Source organism: Bacillus cereus group sp. N14 (genome assembly GCF_016483555.1).
In the GTDB taxonomy this organism is placed as follows: domain Bacteria; phylum Bacillota; class Bacilli; order Bacillales; family Bacillaceae_G; genus Bacillus_A; species Bacillus_A wiedmannii.
Map to the genome: position 1 here is coordinate 1 of NZ_JAEHBQ010000039.1, position 23,690 is coordinate 23,690.

Genomic DNA, 23,690 nt, shown 5'->3' on the forward strand with positions numbered 1-23,690 from the left:
ATAGAAAAATCCCCTCCATAGTAAACAGATTAATGTGCTTTCTTTTTACTGTCTACTATAAGGGGATCATATCACTTTAGGTGGGCTTGTTTTGTCGAAAAGTTCTTCTGAAAAAAACAATAAAATAGGTGGAACTTTCTAAAGATTCTGTTATATAATAGCAGTAACTTAAATAAACTGTATTAAAACAGATTGAGAGGAGAAATAAAATTGATGAAAAGAGAAGAACGCAAAAACATGATTGAGTTTATTGAAAAGAAAAAAGGGATTGAGCGTGATGAATTATTGTTTATGACAGACGATGAAGTAGAACATATTTATAATGTAACGTACTTTTTGTATGAGGAAATTGCAGAGTAGTATAATAATCCCCACCTTATTAGCAATATAAGGTGGGGATTATTTCGTTATTTATTTCGCTATTTGCGGGGCGGTAAAATCCCACTGATTAAAGTTTCACTTTATACATGAGAATGGTTTTCATGTATAATGATGTAAGATTGGAGGAATTTTACTATGAGTTCATGGCTCTTATTCGCACTATTATCAGCAATCGCTGCTGCCCTTGTATCTATTTTCGGAAAGATTGGTTTAGATGGAATCGATGCCAATGTTGCAACAACGGTTCGTTCTATTATTATGGCATTATTTATGGTGGGCGTTATTATTATCCAAGGTAAATTTCAAAATATCGGCGACGTACTGCTAAATAAAAAAGCACTGCTCTTTATCACATTAAGTGGGGTTGCAGGTGCTTCGTCATGGCTATTTTATTTTCTTGCCCTCAAAACAGGGAAAGTCTCACAAGTGGCTCCTGTCGATAAATTAAGCGTCGTATTTTCTATCATCCTCGCGATGATTATACTCGGTGAAAAGTTAAACTTTATGACTGGCGTTGGTGTAGTCTTTATTACAGCTGGTGTATTATTTATTGCTTTCAGCTAAAAAAACCGCTATTAGCGGTTTTTCTTTTTCTTTATATAAAACCATACAATACATGTAACAACTACTGAAATGAATAAAATCCATACTCCGTAATGATGTAGGCTATACTCAACGAAACGCCACTTCTCTCCTAACTTCCAGCCAAGTCCAATAAAAACACTTATCCAAATAAGCGCACCACCGTAAGCGTACAAACAAAAACGCCAAAGTGTTAAATTCGACATCCCAGCAAAATATGCTGTTAAATGACGTACTCCCGGGATAAAGTAACCAATCATTAAAAGAAATGGTCCATATTTTTCAAATAAAATATGTGTTTTTTCAATGTGATGTTCTTTAATTCTAATCTTCGGCCCATATTTTTTTAAAACAGGGAGCCCAAGTTTTAAACCTAATATGTAGCTTAATGTAATACCTAACATCGCACCAGCCATCCCGCTTAAAAAAGCAGCAGTTCCTGACATAACTCCTTTAGAAACGTTATAACCAACGAAGGTCAATAAAAACTCGTCTGGTATCGGTAATCCAACAATTCCACCGGCCAACGCTATAATAATTCCAAAATACCCATAATGCGCGATTAACTCGCCAATATGTTGTTCCATTCGGAAAACACATCCTATGCACGATCGTTATTCCACATTGTGCCCTTTCTATCTTTCAGACAAACATGGTATACATATTCACTATACATTGTTTTTATAATGAACTCTACTTCTATCCATTCCTTTAGCAGGAAGAAAGTGAACCATTAATCAGTGGTGATTTGTTCATCCTCACTAATTTTTAGCACACACCAATTGCGTGCACGACTCCCTCCTACTTCCCTTGTATTCACCGCTTTTTGAAGTGCTAGTCTTACTACACGCAAATAGCGGGATTAAAAAATAAAAATTCATATGCTTGTTTTTTTGTTACAATAAAGGAAAGTTACTTTTCGCAACGGTTTAACTCTCAGGAAAAATGATATATCTAGCAAAAACATAGTTTGGTCGATATAATGCAACTTCTACCTATTAAAAGAACATACACCCTTTACATACAACATCATTTTTCTAAATTATACAGGGGGAACGAACATGACCATTGAAAATCAATTTATCCAAAAGGTTTACTATAAAACATTTTTAACAGAAGAAACTTCTACTCCAGTATCAGAAGTACTCGGTGAAGCATATATAAATGAATCTACAAATGAATTCTCCAACATTTCTAATATCCGCTTTGCTCAAGGTGAATTTTATTACCAAAATAAAGACTTTGAAGCAGCGATATTTAAATGGGAGAAAGTAAATAACGAACTTGCACTTTGGGCAACCAAAAATATTGCAGATTCTTATTTTGAACTAGGATTCTTGCCAAAAGCAGAAGAGATTTATCAATCTATTCAAACGGAAGATACAACTCTTACAATGGAAGTTTCCTTACAACTTCTTTCTCTTTACATCGAACAAGAACGTTTAGGTCTAGCATTTAAGACAATTAGTGAGGCTGTTGCATTTCAACCTGACTATCCTAATATCACTGCAATTGCTCGCTCATTCTATGAAAAACAAGAAGATTGGAATAACGCCATAGAACTTGCCGTTCAAGAAGGAATTCGAACAAAATCATTACACTGGTTCGATACTTTAATCAATTATGTGAATCAAGGATTCACGAAACAAATCAAACCAGAATATTTCTATGAATCTTTAAAAGCTTTATATGCAATTGATCAAGTCCAATTTAAAGAACTTGTTATTGCGCTTTGGAACAGCTATCAAAATGAAAACTTGTATCTACCTTGGATTCAAACAACAAATCATTTATTCTTACATATTGAAACAGACAACAATGACGATTGGCATGAAATTGTTGAACGCTATCAAGATACGTACTTTGAGTTAATTACTGGTGAACATTTCATGCATGAAATGCAGGGACTTGTACCAGATTTATTAACAAATTGGTTTAGTTTAACAAAAGCAAAAGATGCCCTATTTGTCTCTGCTGCAGTGTTAGCATGGAATGAAGTTTCACCTACAACTTTAGAGTCATTACTCGTAAAAAGTGCTGGAGCCCTACTTTCTAATTCAACAGCTGAAACAAATGTAAATATGGAAACAGTTTCTCATTTATTCGAAATAATTGCTGTATGGGCTGAAAAAAACGATGTGGATTTAAGTCATCAATTTACGTTACTCGTTCACGAACTGTGTGATTTAAATGTTACACAATTACTAATAGCGGGAACTAGTGACCAGGATAAATCATCATTCATCAATTCAATACTAGGAGAGAACATCTTAACTGAGACTGTAACAACTCCTATTCTATTTAAAGATGATAGCCAAACTGAAATAACAGAATTCACAGCGTTAGATGTACACAATATACCTAGCTTTGATGAATTCCATCAAAGAATGGCTACACCTTCCGAATCAGAACTTGAGAAAAAATGTATAGAAATTAAGTTACCAAGTAGATTTTTAAGAAAAAATAAATTTGCATTTCTTGTTACGCCACCTGTTCAAGGGCAAGTGGATAAAAACAGCTCATATTTTGAATACTTACAAGCAGCAGATAGCCTTATTTACGTATTAAATTCTGCTTCACCATTACATGGTGAAGAACTTGATACATTACTTTATTTACGTGAACAAGTGCCGAATTTACAAATTCATTTCGTATTACACACAAATAATACGACCAATAATGAAAAACTAATGAGTAAGATTAAAGTCCATTTCCCAAATGCACAGTTCTTCCCATACTCTCCTTCACAAGAGAGTAGCCAGCAACTTGGAGACGTGACAGAGTCTATTCTTTCTAATCTAGCAGAACGTAACATGGAACAAGAACGTATAGAAAAACTAATATGGTTTACTCAAAAGACAATCGCATACCTTGTAAATGAACGTGTGGAGTTAGAAAATACATTAGTGAAATCCGTACGCTGGAATAAACATATCTCAGTTAAATTAAATGGATTTATTAACAACCTTACTGCTCTTGAAAAAGATAAAATTCGTTCTATTACAGAATCTTATCTTTTAACGAAAGAAGAAATCACACGAGATATCCATTCTCAAATTCCTGAATTATTACAGAGTTGTTCTGACCTTGTTCAAGAAGATAGCGACTTCAAATTAGTTCATGAAGAATTAAATGCTGCGATGAACGAACGAGTTCAAAAACATGTACAACAAGTGCTTCTTCCTAAATTTACTGGTTCTATTCAAGAGTGGATTGAAACAGCTCATAATGAATTTATTCAAGCTCAATCTTATTTAGATGAAATGAGTGAAACGTTTAATAAATTATATAAAGAAGAACGCATGAAACTTCCTTGTGATTTCAAATTACTAGATGATTGGCATCGAGATGTTGTACGCATGACAAATAGAATTACAGTAACGAACATCAATATTTTATTACGCTTTACACCGACACAATTTTTCTTAAAAAGTGCGGGAAAACTATTTGGTAACATGCAAAAAAATCAGTCTATGCTCGCAAACAAATATAAACAATACATTGAAACGGAAGACTATACGGAAATTGCTCAAACAATCTCAAAACAATTCTTCCTTCAATTTGAAGTATTTGAAGGCGCATTAGAACGAGATATCATGATGTTCTTTAAAGATCCACTTAGCATATTGAAACAAAATGTAGAAGCAGCTCAACTTGAAATACAGGAAGACGAGCAAACATTAGCAACATTAAGAAGCAACCCAGAAACTTATCACGATCCGTTAGCATTCTTTAAACTGCAACTATTGCAACACAAATTCGTTTTAAGTACAAACAAAAACAATGAAGACGTCTATGAATTTAATGAGTCTCCTACGATTTAACATAAAAAACCAAGCAAATTTCAGTTTGCTTGGTTTTTTACTTTAATTCATTATTTTCATATGTTCAATTGGATAATAAATTGCCGCTAATTCTCCTAATACATCTTCTCTATCAATAAGTCCCAAACCATTTCTACTATCTCTGCTTATTAGGCGATTATCTCCCATAACAAAAATCTTATTTTTAGGAACTGTAATTGGTCCAAAGTCCTCTGTTAAATTCATAAGTTTTTTTTCAGCTTGTTTTTTATTACTATACAAATAAGCTTCCTGTGTCACTTCATGATTCACATATAATTGATCATTTCTCACCTCGATTACATCGCCAGGCAAACCAATAACCCTTTTCACATAAAAATTATCCGTCTTCACAACAATAATATCTTCTCTCCCATAACTTTCAAACTGCTTTGCTAACTTATTAACAATCAGCTTATCCCCATCTTGTAACGTCGGCTTCATGGACGCTCCTTTTACAGTCGTAGGAAAAAACACAAAAATTTTCGCTAAAAACACTAACAAACATGCAATTGCAATTGTTCCAAAGAATTCACGCAAACGTTTTTTCTTTTGCATCATTCCACCATCTCATCATCTTTTTACTTTTATTATAAGGAATTCAACAGCTGAATTTCCACAAAATTCTGAATTGAAAAATTGTAATATTACAAAATTTTAAATAATAATATTCAAAAATGTATTATTTTGATATACTATATCTTGCATTTATTATTTTATATTTTTATTTACTTAGGAGGACTTTTTCTATGAAAGTTATGCTTAAAAATGAAAATACCGGCCAAATTAAACAAGCAAAAATTGGTTTTAGTTGGACTGTATTTTTCTTTGGTTTCTTCCCTGCTATATTCCGTGGAGATTGGAAATGGTTTTTAATTATTTTAATCGCTAGCATGTTTACGTTCGGATTCTCTAACCTAGTCTTCTGTTTTATTTACAACAAGCTTTACATCAATGATTTATTAGCTCAAGGTTATAAAGCAGCTGATGAATATAGCCTTTCTGCTCTACAACAAAAAAACATCGTAGCATAGTAACAAAAAAGATACTCTCAAAAATAGTGGATAGACTATTTTGAGAGTATCTTTTTATATTCCCACATATACAATACACATTTGAGCCGCTACATATGTAAACCAAATCCAAAGTGGTTCATACTTTAATTTGCGCCCTCCAATATCTGTCACGCCTATAATAAAATCAGAAATCACAAATAGTAAACCACCAAAAGCCGGTATCCACCATATTCCTGTATTCTCATAGTATAGGGCGAATGCAAAGCAAGCCATTCCTCCAACCCACAATCCGTAAATTAGAGCTCCTATCGTAAACAATTTATCTTGTTTATCATTTCGTATAAAAAAGAACCATCCTATAATTAGAAAGAGTCCGTATACGAGTAAACCAATCCAAAAACCATTCCATGAGATGCCTGTTTGCAAAAATGCTTTTACATAAAAACAATGAGCAAGCGCGAAAGTAATCATTCCTCCAATTAATCGATGACCAATTGGAATCAAACCTGCCATAAATAAATCTCCTACAGTTGATAACGTCATACCTAGTGCAACCCACGTACTATACGCTACTGATGGATCTTGTAACCATATCCAAATTGCACTCCCTGTTAAAGAAAAACTAAGAATAAGACGCACCGCTAAAGGTAACGGCATCTTATTTCTTGTTTTTTTTGTCTGTCCTATTGCGTACATTGCACCAATAAAAAAAAGAATGATTTGTCCAATTAACACCATGTAAAGTAGATTCATAACATGTTCTCCTCAATAAATGCTTTTTGTATCTTTTTTCGTTACACCTAGTCTATTATCCTTTTTCTATATAAAAAAAGAAGAACAGTACTGTTCTTCCATTGTAATCGTTTTCCTATTATCTATGCTACTTGTTTTTCGTTCGCCCTTTTCTGCTTAGCTGTCGTCCGATTCACCACGATAATTCCCGCGGCTACACATGCCAAACCGAATAATACAAATGAATGAATTGCTTCTCCTAAAATCATGCTCGATAACAACACACCAAATACGGGTATAAAGAACATGTACATTGATACTTTTCCAACCTTGTTGTACTTCATAATTGTATTCCAAATGCAAAATCCTGCTGCTGATAAGAAAGATAAATAGATAAGCATAAGTATTGCATGTACACTAAATGTAAATGGCATAACTCCAACTTGCAGAGCTCCTATACATAATAGCCCGATAGAACCAAAAATCATTTGGTATGCCGTCATATAGCCAATATCTAATGTTTTACTACCTTCTTTCGCCAATATGTTTCCATATGAATACAACATTGCTGCACTAAGAAGTAATAAGCTACCGATTCCGAAATGGAATGACAAACTACCATCACTCGGTACATTTACTAAAATGACACCACAAAAGCCGATAGAGACCCCTATTATTTTTCTCATATTGAGCGCATCATCTTTATATAAAAAGTGCGCAAGTAAAATTTGAAAGAAAGATGATGTTCCTGAAATGATAGCTCCTTCAATGCCAGAACTATAACTCATTCCAATATAAAAACATATATATTGAAGAAATGTTTGAAATAAACCAATTTGTACTAACTGTTTCCCCGTTCCTTTTTTGAAGCTCATATCTTTTCCTAACACTTTAAAGAAGAATAAGAGCATAACTCCAGATAAAAAGAAACGATAACCAGCAAATAATATTTGCTCCCCAACTTCTTGTGGCTGAATTCCAAGTTCAGCATAACTTAATTTAATAAACGGGAATGCGCTCCCCCATAAAAAAGTCGCTACTATTGCAGCAATTAGTACGCCAATCGGATGGGTAAAAAATTTCTCTGTCTTCACTTGTTGTCTTCCTTTCCGATCTTTTTATGAACAATATTCATATATACCAAAGGAAGTGTGAAAACACAAGTTTTCAGTTTATACGCAAACAAAACATATCATCTAACGAAAACATATGCTATACTATAGAATAATTACAACATAATAACTATTAAAATCAGATTCAACAGAAATGCTGCTATCCATTATGGATGGCAGCTTTCGTCGTTTTATAGGGCTTTCGATTTTGATTCTTTTTCTCAATAAGAATTTGGAAGGAGCGAGTAGTAATGAACTCAGAAGTAAAAACATTACAAGTACAAAAGTCTATTTCTCATCCCTCTTTATGGGATACATTAAAGAAACATTATGAACTTATATTTGCAATCGCATCTGGTATTTTTATTTTAGCTGGTTGGTTATTCACAAAGAACGATGCAATGAATGTAGGCATTACTTGCTATATCCTTGCTTATATAGTTGGTGGATATGCAAAAGCGAAAGAAGGTATTGAAGATACCATTGAAGAGAAAGAGCTAAATGTCGAAATGCTCATGCTCTTTGCTGCTATCGGTGCTGCAATCATTGGCTACTGGGCAGAAGGTGCAATTTTAATCTTTATCTTCGCACTAAGCGGTGCGATGGAATCTTATACATTAAGTAAAAGTCAAAAAGAAATTTCAGCGCTTCTTGAGTTACAACCTGAAGAAGCATTACGTATTTCAAATGGAACGGAAGAACGTGTTCCTGTTGGACGATTACAAATTAACGACATTATTTTAATTAAGCCAGGTGAGCGCGTTCCTGCTGACGGTACGATTCATAACGGTGAAACAAATATCGATGAAGCAGCAATTACTGGAGAACCTATTCCAAATGAAAAAAAACATGGCGATGAAGTATTTGCCGGTACTGTAAATTTACGCGGTGCTATCGAAGTTAAAATTACGAAGCCGAGCGATCAAACATTATTCCAAAAGATTATCCGTCTCGTCCAAAGTGCACAAAGTGAAAAATCACCATCACAACTATTCATCGAAAAATTTGAAGGAACATATGTAAAAGGGGTACTACTCGTTGTTGCGCTTATGATGTTCGTCCCTCATTTCTTACTTGACTGGAGCTGGAATGAAACATTTTATCGCGCTATGATCTTACTTGTAGTCGCATCTCCTTGTGCACTCGTTGCTGCTATTACACCAGCAACGTTATCTGCAATTTCTAACGGAGCAAGAAATGGAATTCTCTTTAAAGGTGGCATACATTTAGAACGCCTAGCTTCAGTAAAAGCGATCGCCTTTGATAAAACCGGAACATTAACACAAGGTAAACCTACCGTAACAGATGTATATGTTCGAGAAAATATAACAGAAAAAGAAGTACTTTCTATTACAGCAGCAATTGAAAGTCACTCTACACATCCTTTAGCTGAATCTATCGTTAAATATGCACAACATGCGTATGACATTACATTAAAAAAACCAGAAAATGTTGAAGATGTAACTGGTTTTGGGCTAAAAGGAATATTCGAAAACAAAGCTTATAAAATAGGTAAAGCTGATTTTATTGGTGAAGAAACAAAGACATTTCATAATGGTATTTCTGTCTCACTTGAAAAAGAAGGTAAAACTGTCGTTTATATTAGTGATGAGAGAGGCATTCTTGGACTTATCGCTTTAAAAGATACGCTTCGCCAAGAAACAATAGCTGCTATTCGCGAATTACAAAGCATCGGTGTCGAAGCAATTATGATTACTGGAGATAATGAAGAAACAGCAAAAGCAATTGCCTCCGAAAGTAATATAAAGGAATATTACGCATCATGCTTACCAGAAACAAAAGTTGAAACAATTAAAAAGCTAAAAGAAAAATACGGGACGGTAGCAATGGTCGGCGATGGTATAAATGATGCTCCTGCACTCGCTACTGCTAGCATTGGTGTGGCAATGGGTGAAGGAACAGACGTTGCTTTAGAAACTGCAGACGTTGTACTTATGAAGAACGAATTATCTCGACTTTCCCAAGCAATCCGTTTATCAAAACGAATGAACCGTATTGTAAAGCAAAATGTAATCTTTTCACTAGCTGTAATTGCAATGCTGATTTGTTCCAATTTCATGCAATCTTTAGCTCTTCCATTCGGTGTTATTGGACATGAAGGAAGTACGATTCTTGTCATTTTGAATGGCTTACGATTATTAAAAGGAAACAAATAAAAACGGGTCCCTCATAGAGGACCCGTTTTTTTCTAGTGGTAGCTATTATGCCCGTTCGCACTACTACTCGTTTTATGCTTTGGATGCGAACTACTCTTTTGTTTATTGTTGTTTTTATTGTTGTGATTCTTTTTATTATTACTCATGAAATATCCCCCCTGTTCCCTTTTATTATGGAACAAGAGCTCACTTTTCATTACGGGAATTATTGTCACCCGTTCTATAATGATGGAGTAAACCATTAATTTCACCGCCAAGTAAAATTACCCATCCAGTTAAGTAAAACCATAGCATTAGAATAATAATACCACCGAGACCACCATATGTATTGGCGTAATTCGCAAACTTATCTACATAATAAGCAAATGAGTACGATACCACAATCCATCCTACAGTAGCAAATATTGCTCCTGAAATGACTTCTCTTCTTTTTAACTTTCGATCTGGTGCAAATGTATATAAAAAACTAAACAATGCAAATAGGACGAAGAAACTCGCTACTAAACGCGTAATACTCCACACGTAAGAAAAACTATCTGATAAACCAATTGCTTTAAATACCGCTGCCCCAATGACTTGTCCAAACACTGGAACAATTAGCGCAAACACAATCATAAAAATAATCGCTAATGTAAACACAATTGATAAAGCTCTCGTTTTAATAAAAGAACGTGTTTCTGTTACATCATACGCACGGTTAAAAGCATTCATAACCGCATTTACCCCGTTGGAAGCAAACCATAGCATTGATAATAAACCAAATGATAATAAACCACCATTTTGCTCATTTACAACTTTATCAACGTTTACTTCAATTAAAGACATTGCATCTTCTGGTACGTACGGTTCTAATAAATTGAGCACACTTTCTGTTTGAAGGTCAATGAATCCAAGAAGCGTAATTAAGAAAACAAGCCCAGGAAAAATCGCAAGCAAGAAGAAATAAGCGAGCTGTGCTGCCAAGCCCGCTACATCATCGCGCATCGTCCGGTCATACAAATCTTTACCAAACGAATAAGTACGATTTCTTCTCACCTTTTCTAAAATTTTTCTCATATATGTTTAAACGCTTTTCTTCTCTTCTTTATCTTGCTTCAACTCAATGTACGCTTCAGTTTTTTTTTCCTCTACATTAGAGTCTTTCATAAATAGTTCCCGCGCTTCTTTCATACCGCCATCTTCAGCAACTACTGGCTCTTCTTCTGCTTTCAGCTCATCTACTTTTGAAGACACAGCTTGAATTTCAATCGTTTCTGGCTTCTCTGCTGACTCAACTTTTTTCTTACTAAAAATTTCTTTCGTTTCTTTTAATGTCTCTACAACAGACGGCGTCAACTTTTTAATTTCTGCTACTTTCGCTTTTACTACATTGAAGTCAGCGAGTTCACGTCCTTTATCTGTAACAGTTTGCACTTTTTCTTTGATTTTCGCATTTTCACCGATTTCAATCATCTTTGTTTTTGCTTTTTCCGCAGTATTTTTTACTTTTTCACGGTTTTCTTTCTTCAACATAGATACAGCTACACCTGCAGCTACACCAATCGCAATGTTTCGAGCAATATTATTTTTCTTTGCCATATTCCTTCACCCTTTCATTTCTTATGTTAGAAAGTATTTCTTTCTAAGCTTCCTCATATTCCTTGTTCATTTCGAATGAAAGCTAATAGCTTTGCACACCCTTCTGTTACAAGGTCATATACTTCTTGGAAATTCCCTGTATAGTAAGGGTCGGGAACGTCTGTCCAGCCACCGTCTGGAACAAAATCGGACAGCCTACCAATATAGCCTCCAGTTTTACCTAAACTTTTTAAATCTGCTATATTCTTGTTGTCCATGGCAATAATATAATCAAACTTTGTTAAGTCTTCTTTTTCTACTTGCCTTGCTTTAATTCCTTCAAAAGTGACTGCATTTTCTTTTAAAATTTTTTGTGTTCCTTTATGTGGCGGATGGCCAACATGCCAATCTCCAGTTCCTGCAGAATCAATGACAATTTTCTCTTCGAGTCCCTCTTTTACGACAAGATCTCGAAAAATCGCTTCTGCCATCGGCGAACGGCAAATGTTCCCAAGACAAACAAACAATACTTGAACCATATTTTTGTTTCTTCCTTTCTTGGTGCATTTCTTAATATATACTTATAGTATAAACAACCAATTATTAAATATAAAGGAAATCCCTACTAATTTAATAGGATTGAAAAGATTCATTAACGAAAATGATAAAAAATGTTAAGATATCCTTATGTTATTTTAAAGGGGGACACTTCGGTGGATTTATCCGTAAAGTCAGAAGAAAACGTTGAATATATGGTCGAAGCTATTAAAGAAAAATTACGTATGGTTAATGCTGGAGCGATGAGAGCTGCTAGCTTTAATGAAGAAATGTACGAAGACTTACGTGACATTTATGAGCATGTTATGAAACGTGAAACATTCAGCATTAGTGAAATGCAAGCTATTACAGAAGAATTAGGTACATTAATTAAAAAGTAAAAAGCCTCGCTTATGAGGCTCTTTTTTATTTTCAACAAATTCATGACAACTCTTCTCTTTCCCTCAACCAACTGTAAAATATTGTACAATGGAAGTAGAACCTCACCTTAGATTTTTTCTCCATACATACTACTCACAAATAATAGCAACACTACCATTGCTAATTGTTTTTACTGGAGGTGCTTACTTATGAGCAATTGGTACAGTAAGACGAAAGATCAAACATTAATCGACCTAGAAACAAACAAACAACACGGTTTAACAGATGAAATTGTAAATGAGCGTTTAAAGCAATACGGTTTTAATGAATTAGCTACAAAACAAAAACGCTCTTTATGGCAGCGTATTTTCGCCCAAATTAATGACGTCCTCGTATATGTCCTTATTATTGCTGCCCTTATTTCAGCCTTTGTAGGTGAATGGGCTGATGCAAGTATTATCGCGCTCGTTGTAGTTTTAAACGCTGTTATTGGCGTCGTCCAAGAATCGAAAGCAGAACAAGCTTTAGAGGCATTGAAAAAGATGGCGACACCTAAAGCTATCGTCAAGCGAAATGGTGAACTAAAAGAAATTCCATCTGAGCACGTCGTTCCAGGTGATATCGTTATGCTTGATGCCGGACGGTATATACCATGCGATTTACGACTTATCGAAACCGCCAATTTGAAAGTTGAAGAATCTGCTCTAACTGGTGAGTCTGTCCCTGTTGATAAAGATGCAATCTACCACCCTTCTATGCAAAGTGATGAGCAAGTACCATTAGGCGATCAAAAAAACATGGCCTTTATGTCTACTCTTGTAACATATGGCCGAGGCGTCGGTGTTGCTGTTGAAACTGGAATGAACTCACAAATTGGTAAGATTGCTACCCTTTTACATGAAGCAGACGATGATATGACGCCACTTCAAAAGAGCTTAGCACAAGTCGGAAAGTATTTAGGCTTTGTCGCTGTAGCTATTTGTATCGTTATGTTCCTCATCGGCTTTTTACAAGGACGAGATACACTAGAAATGTTTATGACTGCTATTAGTTTAGCCGTTGCAGCTATTCCAGAAGGCTTGCCAGCTATCGTTTCCATCGTTCTTGCAATTGGTGTGCAACGTATGATTAAACAAAATGTTATCATTCGGAAACTACCAGCTGTTGAAGCTCTTGGTTCTGTCACAATTATTTGTTCAGATAAAACAGGTACGTTAACACAAAATAAAATGACCGTTACTCACTTTTATAGTGATAACACATACGATCACTTAGAAAATTTAAATGTAAATAATGATACGCAACGTCTATTGTTAGAAAATATGGTGCTATGTAATGATGCGTCTTACAATAACGAATCACAAACCGGAGACCCGACTGAAATTGCGCTTCTCGTTGCCGGAAGCACTTTTAACATGCAAAAGGATCATTTAGAAAAGATACATGAGCGCGTTAACGAGATGCCTTTCGATTCAGATCGTAAAATGATGTCAACCGTTCATACATACGATGAAAACTACTATAGCATGACGAAAGGTGCTATCGATAAACTCTTACCTCGATGTACCCACATATTTAAAAACGGTAAAATCGAGGTTCTAACAGATGCTGATAAAAATCAAATATTAGAAGCTGCCGGGGCAATGTCTCAAGAGGCTTTAAGAGTACTTTCATTCGCATTTAAACAATACAATTCAAACGATGTGGATATAGATCGTCTTGAAGAAAACCTCATCTTTATTGGTCTTGTCGGTATGATTGATCCACCGCGAACTGAAGTAAAAGATTCCATTACAGAATGTAAAAAAGCTGGTATTCGCACCGTTATGATTACTGGTGACCATAAAGATACCGCCTTTGCAATTGCCAAAGAACTTGGCATTGCTGAAGAAAAGTCTGAAATTATGATTGGAACTGAATTAGATAACATTTCAGATACAGAATTAGCAAATAAAATTAATCATTTAAATGTTTTTGCTAGAGTCTCTCCAGAACATAAAGTGAAGATTGTAAAAGCATTACGTGCAAAAGGAAATATCGTTTCTATGACTGGTGATGGTGTCAATGATGCTCCATCTTTAAAGCAAGCTGATGTTGGCGTAGCGATGGGCATTACAGGAACAGACGTTGCAAAAGGGGCAGCAGATGTCGTGTTAACAGATGATAATTTCTCATCTATCGTGAAAGCTGTTGAGGAAGGTAGAAATATTTATCGTAACATAAAAAAATCAATTCTCTTCTTACTCTCTTGTAACTTTGGAGAAATTATCGCTTTATTTTTAGCGATTTTACTCGGCTGGGCAACACCACTACGCCCTATTCACATTTTGTGGGTCAATTTGATTACAGATACACTACCTGCATTATCACTTGGGGTTGATCCTGAAGATCCAGATGTGATGAAAGAAAAACCACGACATGCGAAAGAAAGCTTGTTTAGTGGTAGCGTTCCTTTTCTTATTTTCAATGGGGCTGTCATTGGACTTTTAACGTTAGCAGCCTTTATCGCCGGGGCAAAATTCTATACCGGAGATACAAATTTATTTCCTCTCTTCCCAGAGAAAATTGATGAAGATGCTCTATTACACGCTCAAACAATGGCATTTGTCGTTCTTAGTTTTTCTCAGCTCGTTCATTCATTTAACTTGCGTTCAAGAACGAAATCCATTTTTTCAATTGGGATTTTTACAAATAAATATTTAGTCTTCTCCCTTCTTATCGGTGTTCTTATGCAAGTGTGTATTATCTCCATCCCACCTCTTGCAAATATATTCGGTGTACATGCATTAACGATGCGAGATTGGGGATTTGTTCTCTTATTAAGTATCATTCCACTTGTTGTGAATGAAATCATTAAATTAGTAAAGAGAAACTAAAAGGCAATGAGGATTATTCCTCATTGCCTTTTCATTTATTTCACTATTTGTGGGAGATGTCCCCGCCGATTAAAGTTTCACTTTATCCTTGTAATTCTTTTTTAATGTTCTCAGTTAATGTAGCCATACGCTTGCGGCTTTCTTCACGCTCACGTTTATTTTGCTCTTCAATTTGTTGTGTTTCTTGCATACCTCTTGAAATAATGTTCCAAGTTTCCTCAAGTGTTTCCATCTTAATACTAGAAGAACCTGATAATCTCGCTACTTCCACACTTTGCGTTGCAATATTTTGTGCATTTTTCTTAAGTAATTCATTTGTGCGGCGATCAAGTTCAGCCATAGAATCTGCAACAAGCTTTTGACGTTTCGCATTTACCGCTTGAATAATACCATTTTTAAAGATAGGAATCGTTGTAATAAATGCTGTATTGATTTTACCAATTAATTTATTATTACCACGTTGAACCATACGAATTTGTGGTGCTGTAAGTAGCGCAACCATACGTGCTTTTTCTAAATCATCAATGCGCTGCTCTAAAATTTCAACAGAGTTTTTCAGTGATTCTAATTCAATACCTGCTAATTGGTCATTGTTACGCACACGCTCTTCGTACATTGGAACCAACTCTGTATTTAAACGCTCTAATAACATTTCCCCTGCTACTACATACTTTTCTAAGTCTAAATAATATTTTAAATTTTGCTCATATAAACCATCTAACGTACCGATTGATTTTTTCATTTCATCTTGATACTTTGTAATTTCTACGTATACTTTATCCATTTCGCGACCCATTGTTTGGTACTTACTAAAGATCTGTTCAATCATTTTATCAGCTTTTTTGAACATACGTGAGAAGAAACCGCTTTTCTCTTCCGCAAAGTCTTTGCTATCGAATCTGTCCATAATTTTACCAAGTTGTTTTAATAATTCTCCAGAGTCTTCTATTTTTGATAAAGACATTGTATGTAAAATTTGATCAGCGAAACGTGAAATTTCCATAGATGGTTCTTTTCCAAGCTCGATTAATTCTAACTGATCTTTAATATCTACTGCATTATAAATACGTTGTACTTCTGCATCTTGTCTAAGTTGTAAACGAACATCTTGTGCCGTTTGCTCATTTAATTCTGTTTTCGAATCTAGTATGACTGGGTTATTCATATGGCATTCTCCCTTTCCTTATAAAAATGGACGAAATAGTCCTTTTATTGTTTGTGATAAATTTTTATAGGCTGATGAACCATGAAACTCAAGATCGAAATTAACTTCTTCAAGCCAATGGGAATCAAATGCTCCTGCTTCAATATACGGTTCAATATCATTTCTCCCCGTTGGATTAAAGTGGAATACATCTACCCCAATTTGATTTAAAAATAATAATAAAACAGCATCTGAACGGCTTAATTCTCCGCTCTTCTCATTATTAAATATAACAATTTTCGGTACTTCTTGCGAGTAATCAAATTTCTCAAGTTGCTCTAAAATGTTCGGCGGTATTTGAGAAAGCTGTGCGAAAACATACAGTGCTACATCTTGTTTCGTCTCTTTCGCAATGGGTTTACACATTTCACTCTCGCACGTATGGATGATTGCCTCTGCAATACCATGTTGCAATCCTTCTGGCAAACGTTTATGTGGCCACCAATGACTGTTCATAATTAAATCAGGGTGTAATTTCCCCCCGCGGTCTAACGCATCTCGGTAATGATATTGGAAATTCGCTTTTTGTTCTTTCGTAAACGGAAATGTATTAATTAATAAACTGTTATCAAATGATGTAATAGCCTTTAATCGCTGAAAATATTCTTTATCATTTTTTGAGACACCTGATATTTTCGCAAATAAAGAAGGGATATAAATGTGTTTATTTTCAACAAAGAATGTTGGACGCACAAATGCCTTTTCTTTCGTAATTAAAAAGAGTTCATCATACGTTGTTTTGAGCGTACGAGCTACAGGCGTATAGGAACGAAATTGCCATGGCTTGTACAGCAGTGAGTTATCATGGTGAAGTACTTGTTCAATTTCTTTTGAAGCCTGATACGCTACTGTCGCAACTCGCTCACGGCGGCGATCTGGAAATGGCTCAAGAGAAATCCGACCTGGATGAGACACAACAAAACTTCTTCCTTCCTCATCAACATTCTCAAATCCATCTTTTCCTTCTGGGTGATAATAAAGTACATCGCAACCGAGCATAATAAGAAAGTATAAGAAATATATACGGCTTTCCTGTGCATCACCGTACCAAATAATGCGCGGCATTTGTTTCTTATAATTAATCGTAGAGAACCACTTCGCTACGTAATTGTCACTTAACTTAATCATATCGATTAAGAAACGACGGAATCCTTCTGTTTTTAATGATTGGTTATGTTGTTTTTCATACAATTTCAATACAGAAATAAACGTCGTATGTATATAATGCTGTAAGTCAGGATTGTCTACTTGTGGTAATAGTTGTTTTCCAGACAGATGGGCGACAAGCCTATTTACTGTAAGGCCATTCGGTGCTTCTTGATGTAATGTAAAAACCTCTTGAATATGGCGCAGTTTTTCGGGATCAATCACCTTATTTAAATTTTGTTCATGCAAAACCACGACCCCTTTCACTTCGCTATAATCAAATAGCTCATTGAAATATTCATCTACATCATTAGGAACACCAAGAATACGTGTTGCTATATAACTAAACTTCATCTCATTCTCTGTCAGTTCATATTGTGGGCGTTTTTCTAAAAGCGCTTCAAATTGCTTTAAATCTGATTCGTCTTTTAATGCACATGGTTGAAGTGTAAAACGTGAAAACACAACAGTTCACCTCCAAAAACATTTACTTTTTTTATAAAGTCTCTCTTCTATTATAAACTATTTTTAGTTATAAAAAATGGGCGCTCGCATAACGAGCAAACCCATTTCAATTATTTATGATTATTTTTAGTAGCTGCAACTTCTTCTTTAGCTTGTCCAGAATTCTTCATGTAGTGAAGTATAAACGTTGCTCCAAATGCTACAACTAAAATAATAAAGAATAGCTTATGGCTTACTTCAATATGAATAACAGACAATAACATTTTTGCTGCAATAATTAAGATTAAAATATATGCTGTCGTTTCAAGTTCTGGAATACGCTCTAACAATTTTAAGAATACGCCAGCGATACCACGCATCATTAAAATACCGAGCATTCCACCTAATAATAGAATCCAAACTTGATTTGATACACCAAATGCAGCAAGTACGCTATCTACAGAGAACGCGATATCCATTAATTCAACCATCGCAACTGTTCCCCAGAAGACACCAAACATTCTGAAGAGAATACTGTTTTGGTTCATACCATGAGCTTCTTCTTCTTCTGCATTACCTTTTCTTTTATCAATGAAGTATTTAACTGAAAGCCAAGCTAAGTAAAGTGCACCTAACACTTTTACCCACGCCAATTTAATTAAGAACATTCCAATTCCAATCGCAATAAAACGGAATACATAAGCTCCAATAAGTCCATAGAATAATGCTTTTTTACGCTTTTCTTCCGGAAGGTGTTTTACCATTACCGCTAATACAAGTGCGTTATCAGCAGATAACAACCCTTCAAGCACAACAAGTGTACCTATTAATCCCCAAGATACTGGATCTTGCAACACTTTAATCCACATGTCCAAGTCGAAAAACTGAGCATACGTATCAAGGATCCCTTGCAAAATACTCATCTTACCTTTATCCCCTATTCTTTGCTAGATTTATAGAAAGGTCAAAAAAAGGAAACGAATATCGTTTCCCTTCTTATGCATCCAAGCCATACGCTCTTACAAGCGCACCTAAGCCACCTTGGAAACCACTTCCTACTGCATTAAACTTCCACTGTCCATTATGACGGTATAATTCACAAAAGACAACTGCTGTTTCAATGGAGAAATCTTCCCCTAAATCAAAACGAAGAACTTCTTCACTCGTTTCTTCATTCGCTAAACGAACGAATGCGTTTCCAACTTGTCCAAAGTTTTGATTACGGCCTTCTCCATCATAAATTGTAACTGTAATAGCAATTTTGTGCACATCTGCCGGAACTTTCTTCAAGTCTACAACAAGTTGCTCATCGTCGCCTTCACCTTCACCTGTACGGTTATCCCCTGTATGTAGAACAGATCCACAAGGAGACTGTAAATTGTTATAAAATATAAAGTCAGTTTCCTTCGTGCATTTTCCATTCGCATCTAATAGGAATGCTGATGCATCTAAATCGAAATCTGATCCACCGTCATAAGATTTAATATCCCATCCAAGACCAATTACTGCTTTTGTTAAGCCAGGGCTTGTCTTACCTAAATCAATCTTCTGTCCTTTTTGCAATTGAATAACCATTTATATTCACCTCTATATTTTATATCTTAAAAAATATATCCATCAGTAAACACCTGTTTCACCGATAGATATATAAAATCTATTACTCTACATCTAAACCGAAATTATTACATAGAGACGCTAATCCGCCCTGGAATCCACTTCCGATTGCATTGAACTTCCAGTCACCTGCATGACGGTATAATTCCCCTACTACAACAGCTGTTTCAATAGAGAAATCTTCTCCTAAATCGTAACGAATTAACTCTGCATTCTTTTCTTCATCTAAAATACGTACGAAAGAGTTAGAAACTTGTCCGAAGTTTTGGCTACGACCTTCTCCATCGTAAATTGTGATTGAGAAACAAATACGTTCGATATGTGCAGGTACATTTTTTAAATCTACTTTAATCGATTCGTCATCGCCTTCACCTTCGCCAGTTCGGTTATCTCCTAAATGCTCGACAGCACCATTCGCACCCTTTGGGTTATTATAGAAGACGAAATCCTCTGCCCCTGAAACTTTACCGTTAGCACCTACTAAGAAAATACTAACATCTAAATCGAAATCGTTTTGTCCGTCATAACGATTCGTATCCCAACCAAGTCCTACAAGAACTTTTGAAAGACCTGGATTTGTTTTTGTTAAGTCTACCTTTTGTCCTTTTTTCAATGAAATTGATGCCATATTCAATTCCTCCTCGGTTTATTTTATTGATAACGTGATACAATCTCACTTAAGTTTTTATCTTGTGTGCCTTCTCCAACAGCTGAAAACTTCCATTCACTTCCGTGGCGATACATTTCACCTGCAATTAGAGTCGTTTTGCCAGCATAATTATCCGATAAATTATAGCGTGCTAATTCTTCACCAGTTTGCGGGTTTTGAATCCGAATATATGCATTACGAATCATCCCGAAATCTTGACGACGATTTACACAGTCATAAATATTTACAACGAATACTAAACGATTAATACGGCTCGGAACTTTATGTAATTCTACGAAAATTGTTTCGTCATCACCAGCGCCTTCACCTGTTAAATTATCTCCTGAATGAATAATACTACCACAAGTAGAAAGCTTGTTTCCGAAGTAAACTAAATCGTTTTTGTTTAAAAAGCGATCCCCTTCTAACATAACAACAGATGCATCACAATCTACATTCGGTTTACTTCCAAATAATGAAGACAGAAACCCACCTGATTGCCCAATTGGATCCCAGCCTAAGCCAACCTGTAGTTTTGCTACTCTCGGTTGTCCTTTCGTTAAATCGATCTTTTGTCCTTTTTCTAAAATAATAGGCATGAAGTTTCTTCCTTTCTACAAAGCATTTTCCTAATCGGAAAATATTGTATTCTTCTCTTATATTGTAGCATTATTTATCTATTGAGAAAAAGAATAAATTCTCAATTATATGAAAACACCTATATCATTTATTTATATTGATGTAAGAAGTGGTAAATCGAACCAATCATTCCTGCGTGATTACGATTTTGTGCGATTTTAATCTCGCAATTACTATAAATCTCAGGATTTAAATATTTTCGTACCTCTTCCTTTACTTCTTCTAAAAATCGATTACCTCTATTAGTAATCCCTCCACCAATAATAATTACTTTTGGATTGAAGATATAAGCAAGATTACTAATTCCAATGGCTAAATGTTTAAAGAATATTCGAACGGCATGTATAACTTCTTTATCCTTCTGATCATATAATTCAAAAATTTTTTCACCGTTCCAATTCCCGCTACCTTTATACTTCCGCACAAGAGAAATTAACCCTGAAATCGAGGCAACCTCTTCAAATTTTTTCCCTTCGATCAACATATTGCCCCATTCACCAGCACTAAATGAATGACCTCTGTACAGTTTTTTATTAATAACAATAGCTCCCCCTATTCCCGTTCCAAGGGTAAGCATAATGCAATTATTTTCATCTCTTCCAACACCTTGCCACATCTCTCCAAACAAAGCACAATTGACATCATTTTCAATGGATATAGGAACTTTTAATACAGCTTGTAATCTATCAATAATAGGAATACCAGCATAGCGTGGAATATGATCCACGCCGCCAGTTATGATTCCTCTATGAATATCTACAATTCCGGCTGTACTAATACCGATTCCAGAAACAACATGTTCATTCATTAATTGCACCGCCAAGCTAATAATCTTTTGAACGATTTGTTCCCCACCTAAATGGGCCTCTGTTAATGTAGTTTCGTGATTTAGTAATATCCCAGATTTTGAAATAATCCCATATTTAATCTGTGTGCCACCAATATCAAATGCGATATATTTTTTCACACTGTCACTTCCTCTAACATTATGAACTTCACTTTTCTGCATTGAAATGATGATGTTTTCCTTTAATAAGAGTTCACAAGATTTACAGATCCAGCTTTTACGTAGACACTGTTGTATTCTTTATTATCCGAGACAATTTCATAATACGATCCTTGTGGTGTATTAACTGTTTTCTTAATGGCTACCATAATGTTGCGAGATGTCATTCCAGTCTGACCTTCAGCCATACTTTTGAATATCGGAGAACCTGCCGTTAACGTTCCAAGTCGATATTTATTTAAATCTTTACTTCCATTCATTGCATCAATTCTATACATAAGCGAGGCAATTTGCTGTCCCCAATTTTCATCACTTGCATACATGACGTTCATTCCTTGTGCCTTATCTCCTAAGTTTCCACCATTATATGTATTTCCACTTGGATTTAAGTAATGCTTATCTATATATGCCGCACAAAAATCAATACCTTCTTCCCATGTTTTGAATCCAGTTGCACCATTGTATGGATCGGAATCTACCGCTCTAAAGCCAAATAAATTTTTCTTATCTTGCGCGATACGACTTGTTCCCCATCCTGATTCTAAAATTGCATGTGACACTAAGTAACCGGCATTCATCTTATATTTCTCTGCTGCACTTACAAAATATTTTCCTAATCCAATAAGTGGACTCTTTGCATTCGATTTACGTAAGAAATTATCAATTTCATCTCCTGTATAAGTAGATGTTGCACGAAGTGGCATATACTCAAAGTATTGATAACTATCTTGTCCTCCAATTTGCTTCTTATCAAAAGCCTCGTAACGCTCTCCTTCTTTTAAATGTTTCGGAGCATTACCAATTTGATACGTTGCATGTTTACCATTTTCCGGATTGTATACATAATGATATAACTTGCCATTTTTAGTTGCATAATACGACGTTTTCTCACCAGTCATTGTCGGATGTAATGTAACATCATTTATATTCACATAACCTGTCATACCATCAATTTGGACATGAATACGATCATCAACAGCTTTTACAAATTTCAGGTCAGCTCCACCCTTTACATATGTGAGCTTTTTACCCGTCGTAATATCATAAATATTAATAACACCATTTGCACGAACGAAACCTTGCTTCATATTTACAACTTTACCGTCACTTTTAATGTAAGCATCTTCTTTCATATTCTGCATAATTTGTGTTGCTTCCGCTTCATTTGGTTTTTGAACCTTTTGTGATGAGGTAACAATTTCATAAGAAGACGAACCTTGTTTAACTTTTAAGAACTGTAACGAAACATAACCCTCTCCGCCATTAAAACGGATTTTTGCCCAGCCATTTTCTTTTCCTATGATCGTAACAGTCTCTCCATTTTTCAAATGACCGACAGCTGCCGCACCTGTTGATGGACCTTTACGTACATTTAATAAAGACGCATTTACAACGGCTCGTTCTTCTATTACCTGTCCAGGGTTTGTTGGGTTTGTTGGATCTATGGAATCTTTACCAATCGTTATAAACTCTAACGACACATACCCTTCTTTTCCTTGATAGCTGATTTTCGCCCAGCCGTTTGCTTTTCCTAGTACTGTTACTTTTTCTCCATTTTTTAGGGTTCCTAAAATGGTGCTGCTCGTATTTGCCGCACTTCTTACTCGTAAGCTTGTCGCGTTAATCGTTCCTACTTCTTGTGTTCCATTCGTAATGTCTTCCGCTGGCTTTTCTTCTTGTTTTCCTGCTTCCAGCTTCACAAATTCTAACGATACATAACCTTCTTTTCCTTGGTAGCTTATTTTCGCCCAGCCGTTTGCTTTTCCTAGTACTGTTACTTTTTCTCCATTTTTTA

At 35.3% G+C, this 23,690-nt stretch carries 22 protein-coding genes; 7 read left to right on the forward strand and 15 right to left on the reverse strand.

Features of this window, described 5'->3' with window-relative positions:
• Window positions 1-213: 213 nt before the first annotated feature.
• Both JDS82_RS28225 and JDS82_RS28230 read left to right on the forward strand, forming a co-directional pair.
• Window positions 214-360 (forward strand): BH0509 family protein, encoded by a 147-nt coding sequence (locus tag JDS82_RS28225; protein ID WP_000817786.1) that lies wholly within the window; start codon window positions 214-216, stop codon window positions 358-360.
• 156 nt (window positions 361-516) lie between these two features.
• A complete protein-coding gene (locus JDS82_RS28230; RefSeq protein ID WP_000100307.1) occupies window positions 517-945 on the forward strand; it encodes an EamA family transporter in 429 nt (142 codons plus the stop codon).
• An 11-nt stretch (window positions 946-956) separates the two neighbouring features.
• Here the strand turns inward: JDS82_RS28230 and JDS82_RS28235 are convergent, their stop codons facing one another.
• On the reverse strand, window positions 957-1,550 hold the full coding sequence (locus JDS82_RS28235; protein WP_061672577.1) for a DedA family protein: 594 nt from the start codon (window positions 1,548-1,550) through the stop codon (window positions 957-959).
• A 474-nt stretch (window positions 1,551-2,024) separates the two neighbouring features.
• Between JDS82_RS28235 and JDS82_RS28240 the strand changes: the two genes are divergently transcribed.
• The gene (locus JDS82_RS28240) at window positions 2,025-4,787 is read left to right on the forward strand and encodes a tetratricopeptide repeat protein (RefSeq protein ID WP_199714295.1); all 2,763 of its coding nucleotides are present in this window, start codon (window positions 2,025-2,027) and stop codon (window positions 4,785-4,787) included.
• Between the two features lie 42 nt (window positions 4,788-4,829).
• On the opposite strand, the gene lepB is transcribed toward JDS82_RS28240, so the two are convergent.
• A complete protein-coding gene (gene lepB / locus JDS82_RS28245; protein WP_000983292.1) occupies window positions 4,830-5,366 on the reverse strand; it encodes a signal peptidase I in 537 nt (178 codons plus the stop codon).
• Between the two features lie 188 nt (window positions 5,367-5,554).
• Here lepB and JDS82_RS28250 point away from each other — a divergent pair, with 188 nt between their 5' ends.
• Window positions 5,555-5,839 carry a hypothetical protein gene (locus tag JDS82_RS28250; protein WP_000867040.1) on the forward strand — a complete coding sequence of 95 codons (285 nt, stop codon included), beginning with the start codon at window positions 5,555-5,557 and terminating at the stop codon, window positions 5,837-5,839.
• A gap of 54 nt (window positions 5,840-5,893) precedes the next feature.
• On the opposite strand, the gene JDS82_RS28255 is transcribed toward JDS82_RS28250, so the two are convergent.
• Together JDS82_RS28255 and JDS82_RS28260 are read right to left on the reverse strand one after the other, a co-directional pair.
• Window positions 5,894-6,574, reverse strand: a complete 681-nt coding sequence (locus JDS82_RS28255) for a lysoplasmalogenase (RefSeq protein WP_001051055.1) — start codon at window positions 6,572-6,574, stop codon at window positions 5,894-5,896.
• Window positions 6,575-6,696: 122 nt separating this feature from the next.
• The gene (locus JDS82_RS28260) at window positions 6,697-7,647 is read right to left on the reverse strand and encodes a DMT family transporter (protein ID WP_061672576.1); all 951 of its coding nucleotides are present in this window, start codon (window positions 7,645-7,647) and stop codon (window positions 6,697-6,699) included.
• 269 nt (window positions 7,648-7,916) lie between these two features.
• Here JDS82_RS28260 and JDS82_RS28265 point away from each other — a divergent pair, with 269 nt between their 5' ends.
• Complete coding sequence (locus JDS82_RS28265; protein ID WP_001083776.1) at window positions 7,917-9,842, forward strand: heavy metal translocating P-type ATPase; 1,926 nt, start codon at window positions 7,917-7,919, stop codon at window positions 9,840-9,842.
• A gap of 186 nt (window positions 9,843-10,028) precedes the next feature.
• Here JDS82_RS28265 and JDS82_RS28270 read toward each other — a convergent pair whose 3' ends face one another.
• The 3 genes from JDS82_RS28270 to JDS82_RS28280 are packed head-to-tail and all read right to left on the reverse strand — an operon-like array spanning window position 10,029 to window position 11,938.
• The gene (locus JDS82_RS28270) at window positions 10,029-10,898 is read right to left on the reverse strand and encodes a YihY/virulence factor BrkB family protein (RefSeq protein WP_001226528.1); all 870 of its coding nucleotides are present in this window, start codon (window positions 10,896-10,898) and stop codon (window positions 10,029-10,031) included.
• Between the two features lie 6 nt (window positions 10,899-10,904).
• The gene (locus tag JDS82_RS28275) at window positions 10,905-11,420 is read right to left on the reverse strand and encodes a DUF4075 domain-containing protein (protein WP_048559729.1); all 516 of its coding nucleotides are present in this window, start codon (window positions 11,418-11,420) and stop codon (window positions 10,905-10,907) included.
• Between the two features lie 53 nt (window positions 11,421-11,473).
• Window positions 11,474-11,938: a low molecular weight protein-tyrosine-phosphatase gene (locus tag JDS82_RS28280; protein ID WP_000250910.1), complete on the reverse strand. Its 465-nt coding sequence runs from the start codon at window positions 11,936-11,938 to the stop codon at window positions 11,474-11,476.
• A 174-nt stretch (window positions 11,939-12,112) separates the two neighbouring features.
• Here JDS82_RS28280 and JDS82_RS28285 point away from each other — a divergent pair, with 174 nt between their 5' ends.
• Window positions 12,113-12,337 carry a DUF1128 domain-containing protein gene (locus tag JDS82_RS28285; RefSeq protein WP_000366197.1) on the forward strand — a complete coding sequence of 75 codons (225 nt, stop codon included), beginning with the start codon at window positions 12,113-12,115 and terminating at the stop codon, window positions 12,335-12,337.
• A gap of 189 nt (window positions 12,338-12,526) precedes the next feature.
• Window positions 12,527-15,193 (forward strand): cation-translocating P-type ATPase, encoded by a 2,667-nt coding sequence (locus tag JDS82_RS28290; protein ID WP_199714296.1) that lies wholly within the window; start codon window positions 12,527-12,529, stop codon window positions 15,191-15,193.
• Between the two features lie 82 nt (window positions 15,194-15,275).
• Here JDS82_RS28290 and JDS82_RS28295 read toward each other — a convergent pair whose 3' ends face one another.
• The 8 genes from JDS82_RS28295 to JDS82_RS28330 form a co-directional block, all read right to left on the reverse strand.
• Window positions 15,276-16,358, reverse strand: coding sequence for a toxic anion resistance protein (locus JDS82_RS28295; protein WP_001064402.1), 1,083 nt, complete (start codon window positions 16,356-16,358; stop codon window positions 15,276-15,278).
• An 18-nt stretch (window positions 16,359-16,376) separates the two neighbouring features.
• Window positions 16,377-18,008, reverse strand: coding sequence for a YceG family protein (locus JDS82_RS28300; RefSeq protein WP_199714297.1), 1,632 nt, complete (start codon window positions 18,006-18,008; stop codon window positions 16,377-16,379).
• 110 nt (window positions 18,009-18,118) lie between these two features.
• The gene (locus JDS82_RS28305; RefSeq protein ID WP_000025697.1) at window positions 18,119-18,910 is read right to left on the reverse strand and encodes a TerC family protein; all 792 of its coding nucleotides are present in this window, start codon (window positions 18,908-18,910) and stop codon (window positions 18,119-18,121) included.
• Between the two features lie 73 nt (window positions 18,911-18,983).
• The gene (locus tag JDS82_RS28310) at window positions 18,984-19,562 is read right to left on the reverse strand and encodes a TerD family protein (protein ID WP_000236650.1); all 579 of its coding nucleotides are present in this window, start codon (window positions 19,560-19,562) and stop codon (window positions 18,984-18,986) included.
• A gap of 82 nt (window positions 19,563-19,644) precedes the next feature.
• Window positions 19,645-20,229, reverse strand: coding sequence for a TerD family protein (locus JDS82_RS28315; protein WP_000146727.1), 585 nt, complete (start codon window positions 20,227-20,229; stop codon window positions 19,645-19,647).
• Window positions 20,230-20,252: 23 nt separating this feature from the next.
• Window positions 20,253-20,849: a TerD family protein gene (locus JDS82_RS28320; RefSeq protein ID WP_001121597.1), complete on the reverse strand. Its 597-nt coding sequence runs from the start codon at window positions 20,847-20,849 to the stop codon at window positions 20,253-20,255.
• A 128-nt stretch (window positions 20,850-20,977) separates the two neighbouring features.
• On the reverse strand, window positions 20,978-21,856 hold the full coding sequence (locus JDS82_RS28325) for an ROK family protein (RefSeq protein WP_000759855.1): 879 nt from the start codon (window positions 21,854-21,856) through the stop codon (window positions 20,978-20,980).
• 62 nt (window positions 21,857-21,918) lie between these two features.
• On the reverse strand, window positions 21,919-23,690 hold a 1,772-nt coding region (locus JDS82_RS28330), incomplete at its 5' end, for an SH3 domain-containing protein (RefSeq protein ID WP_199714298.1).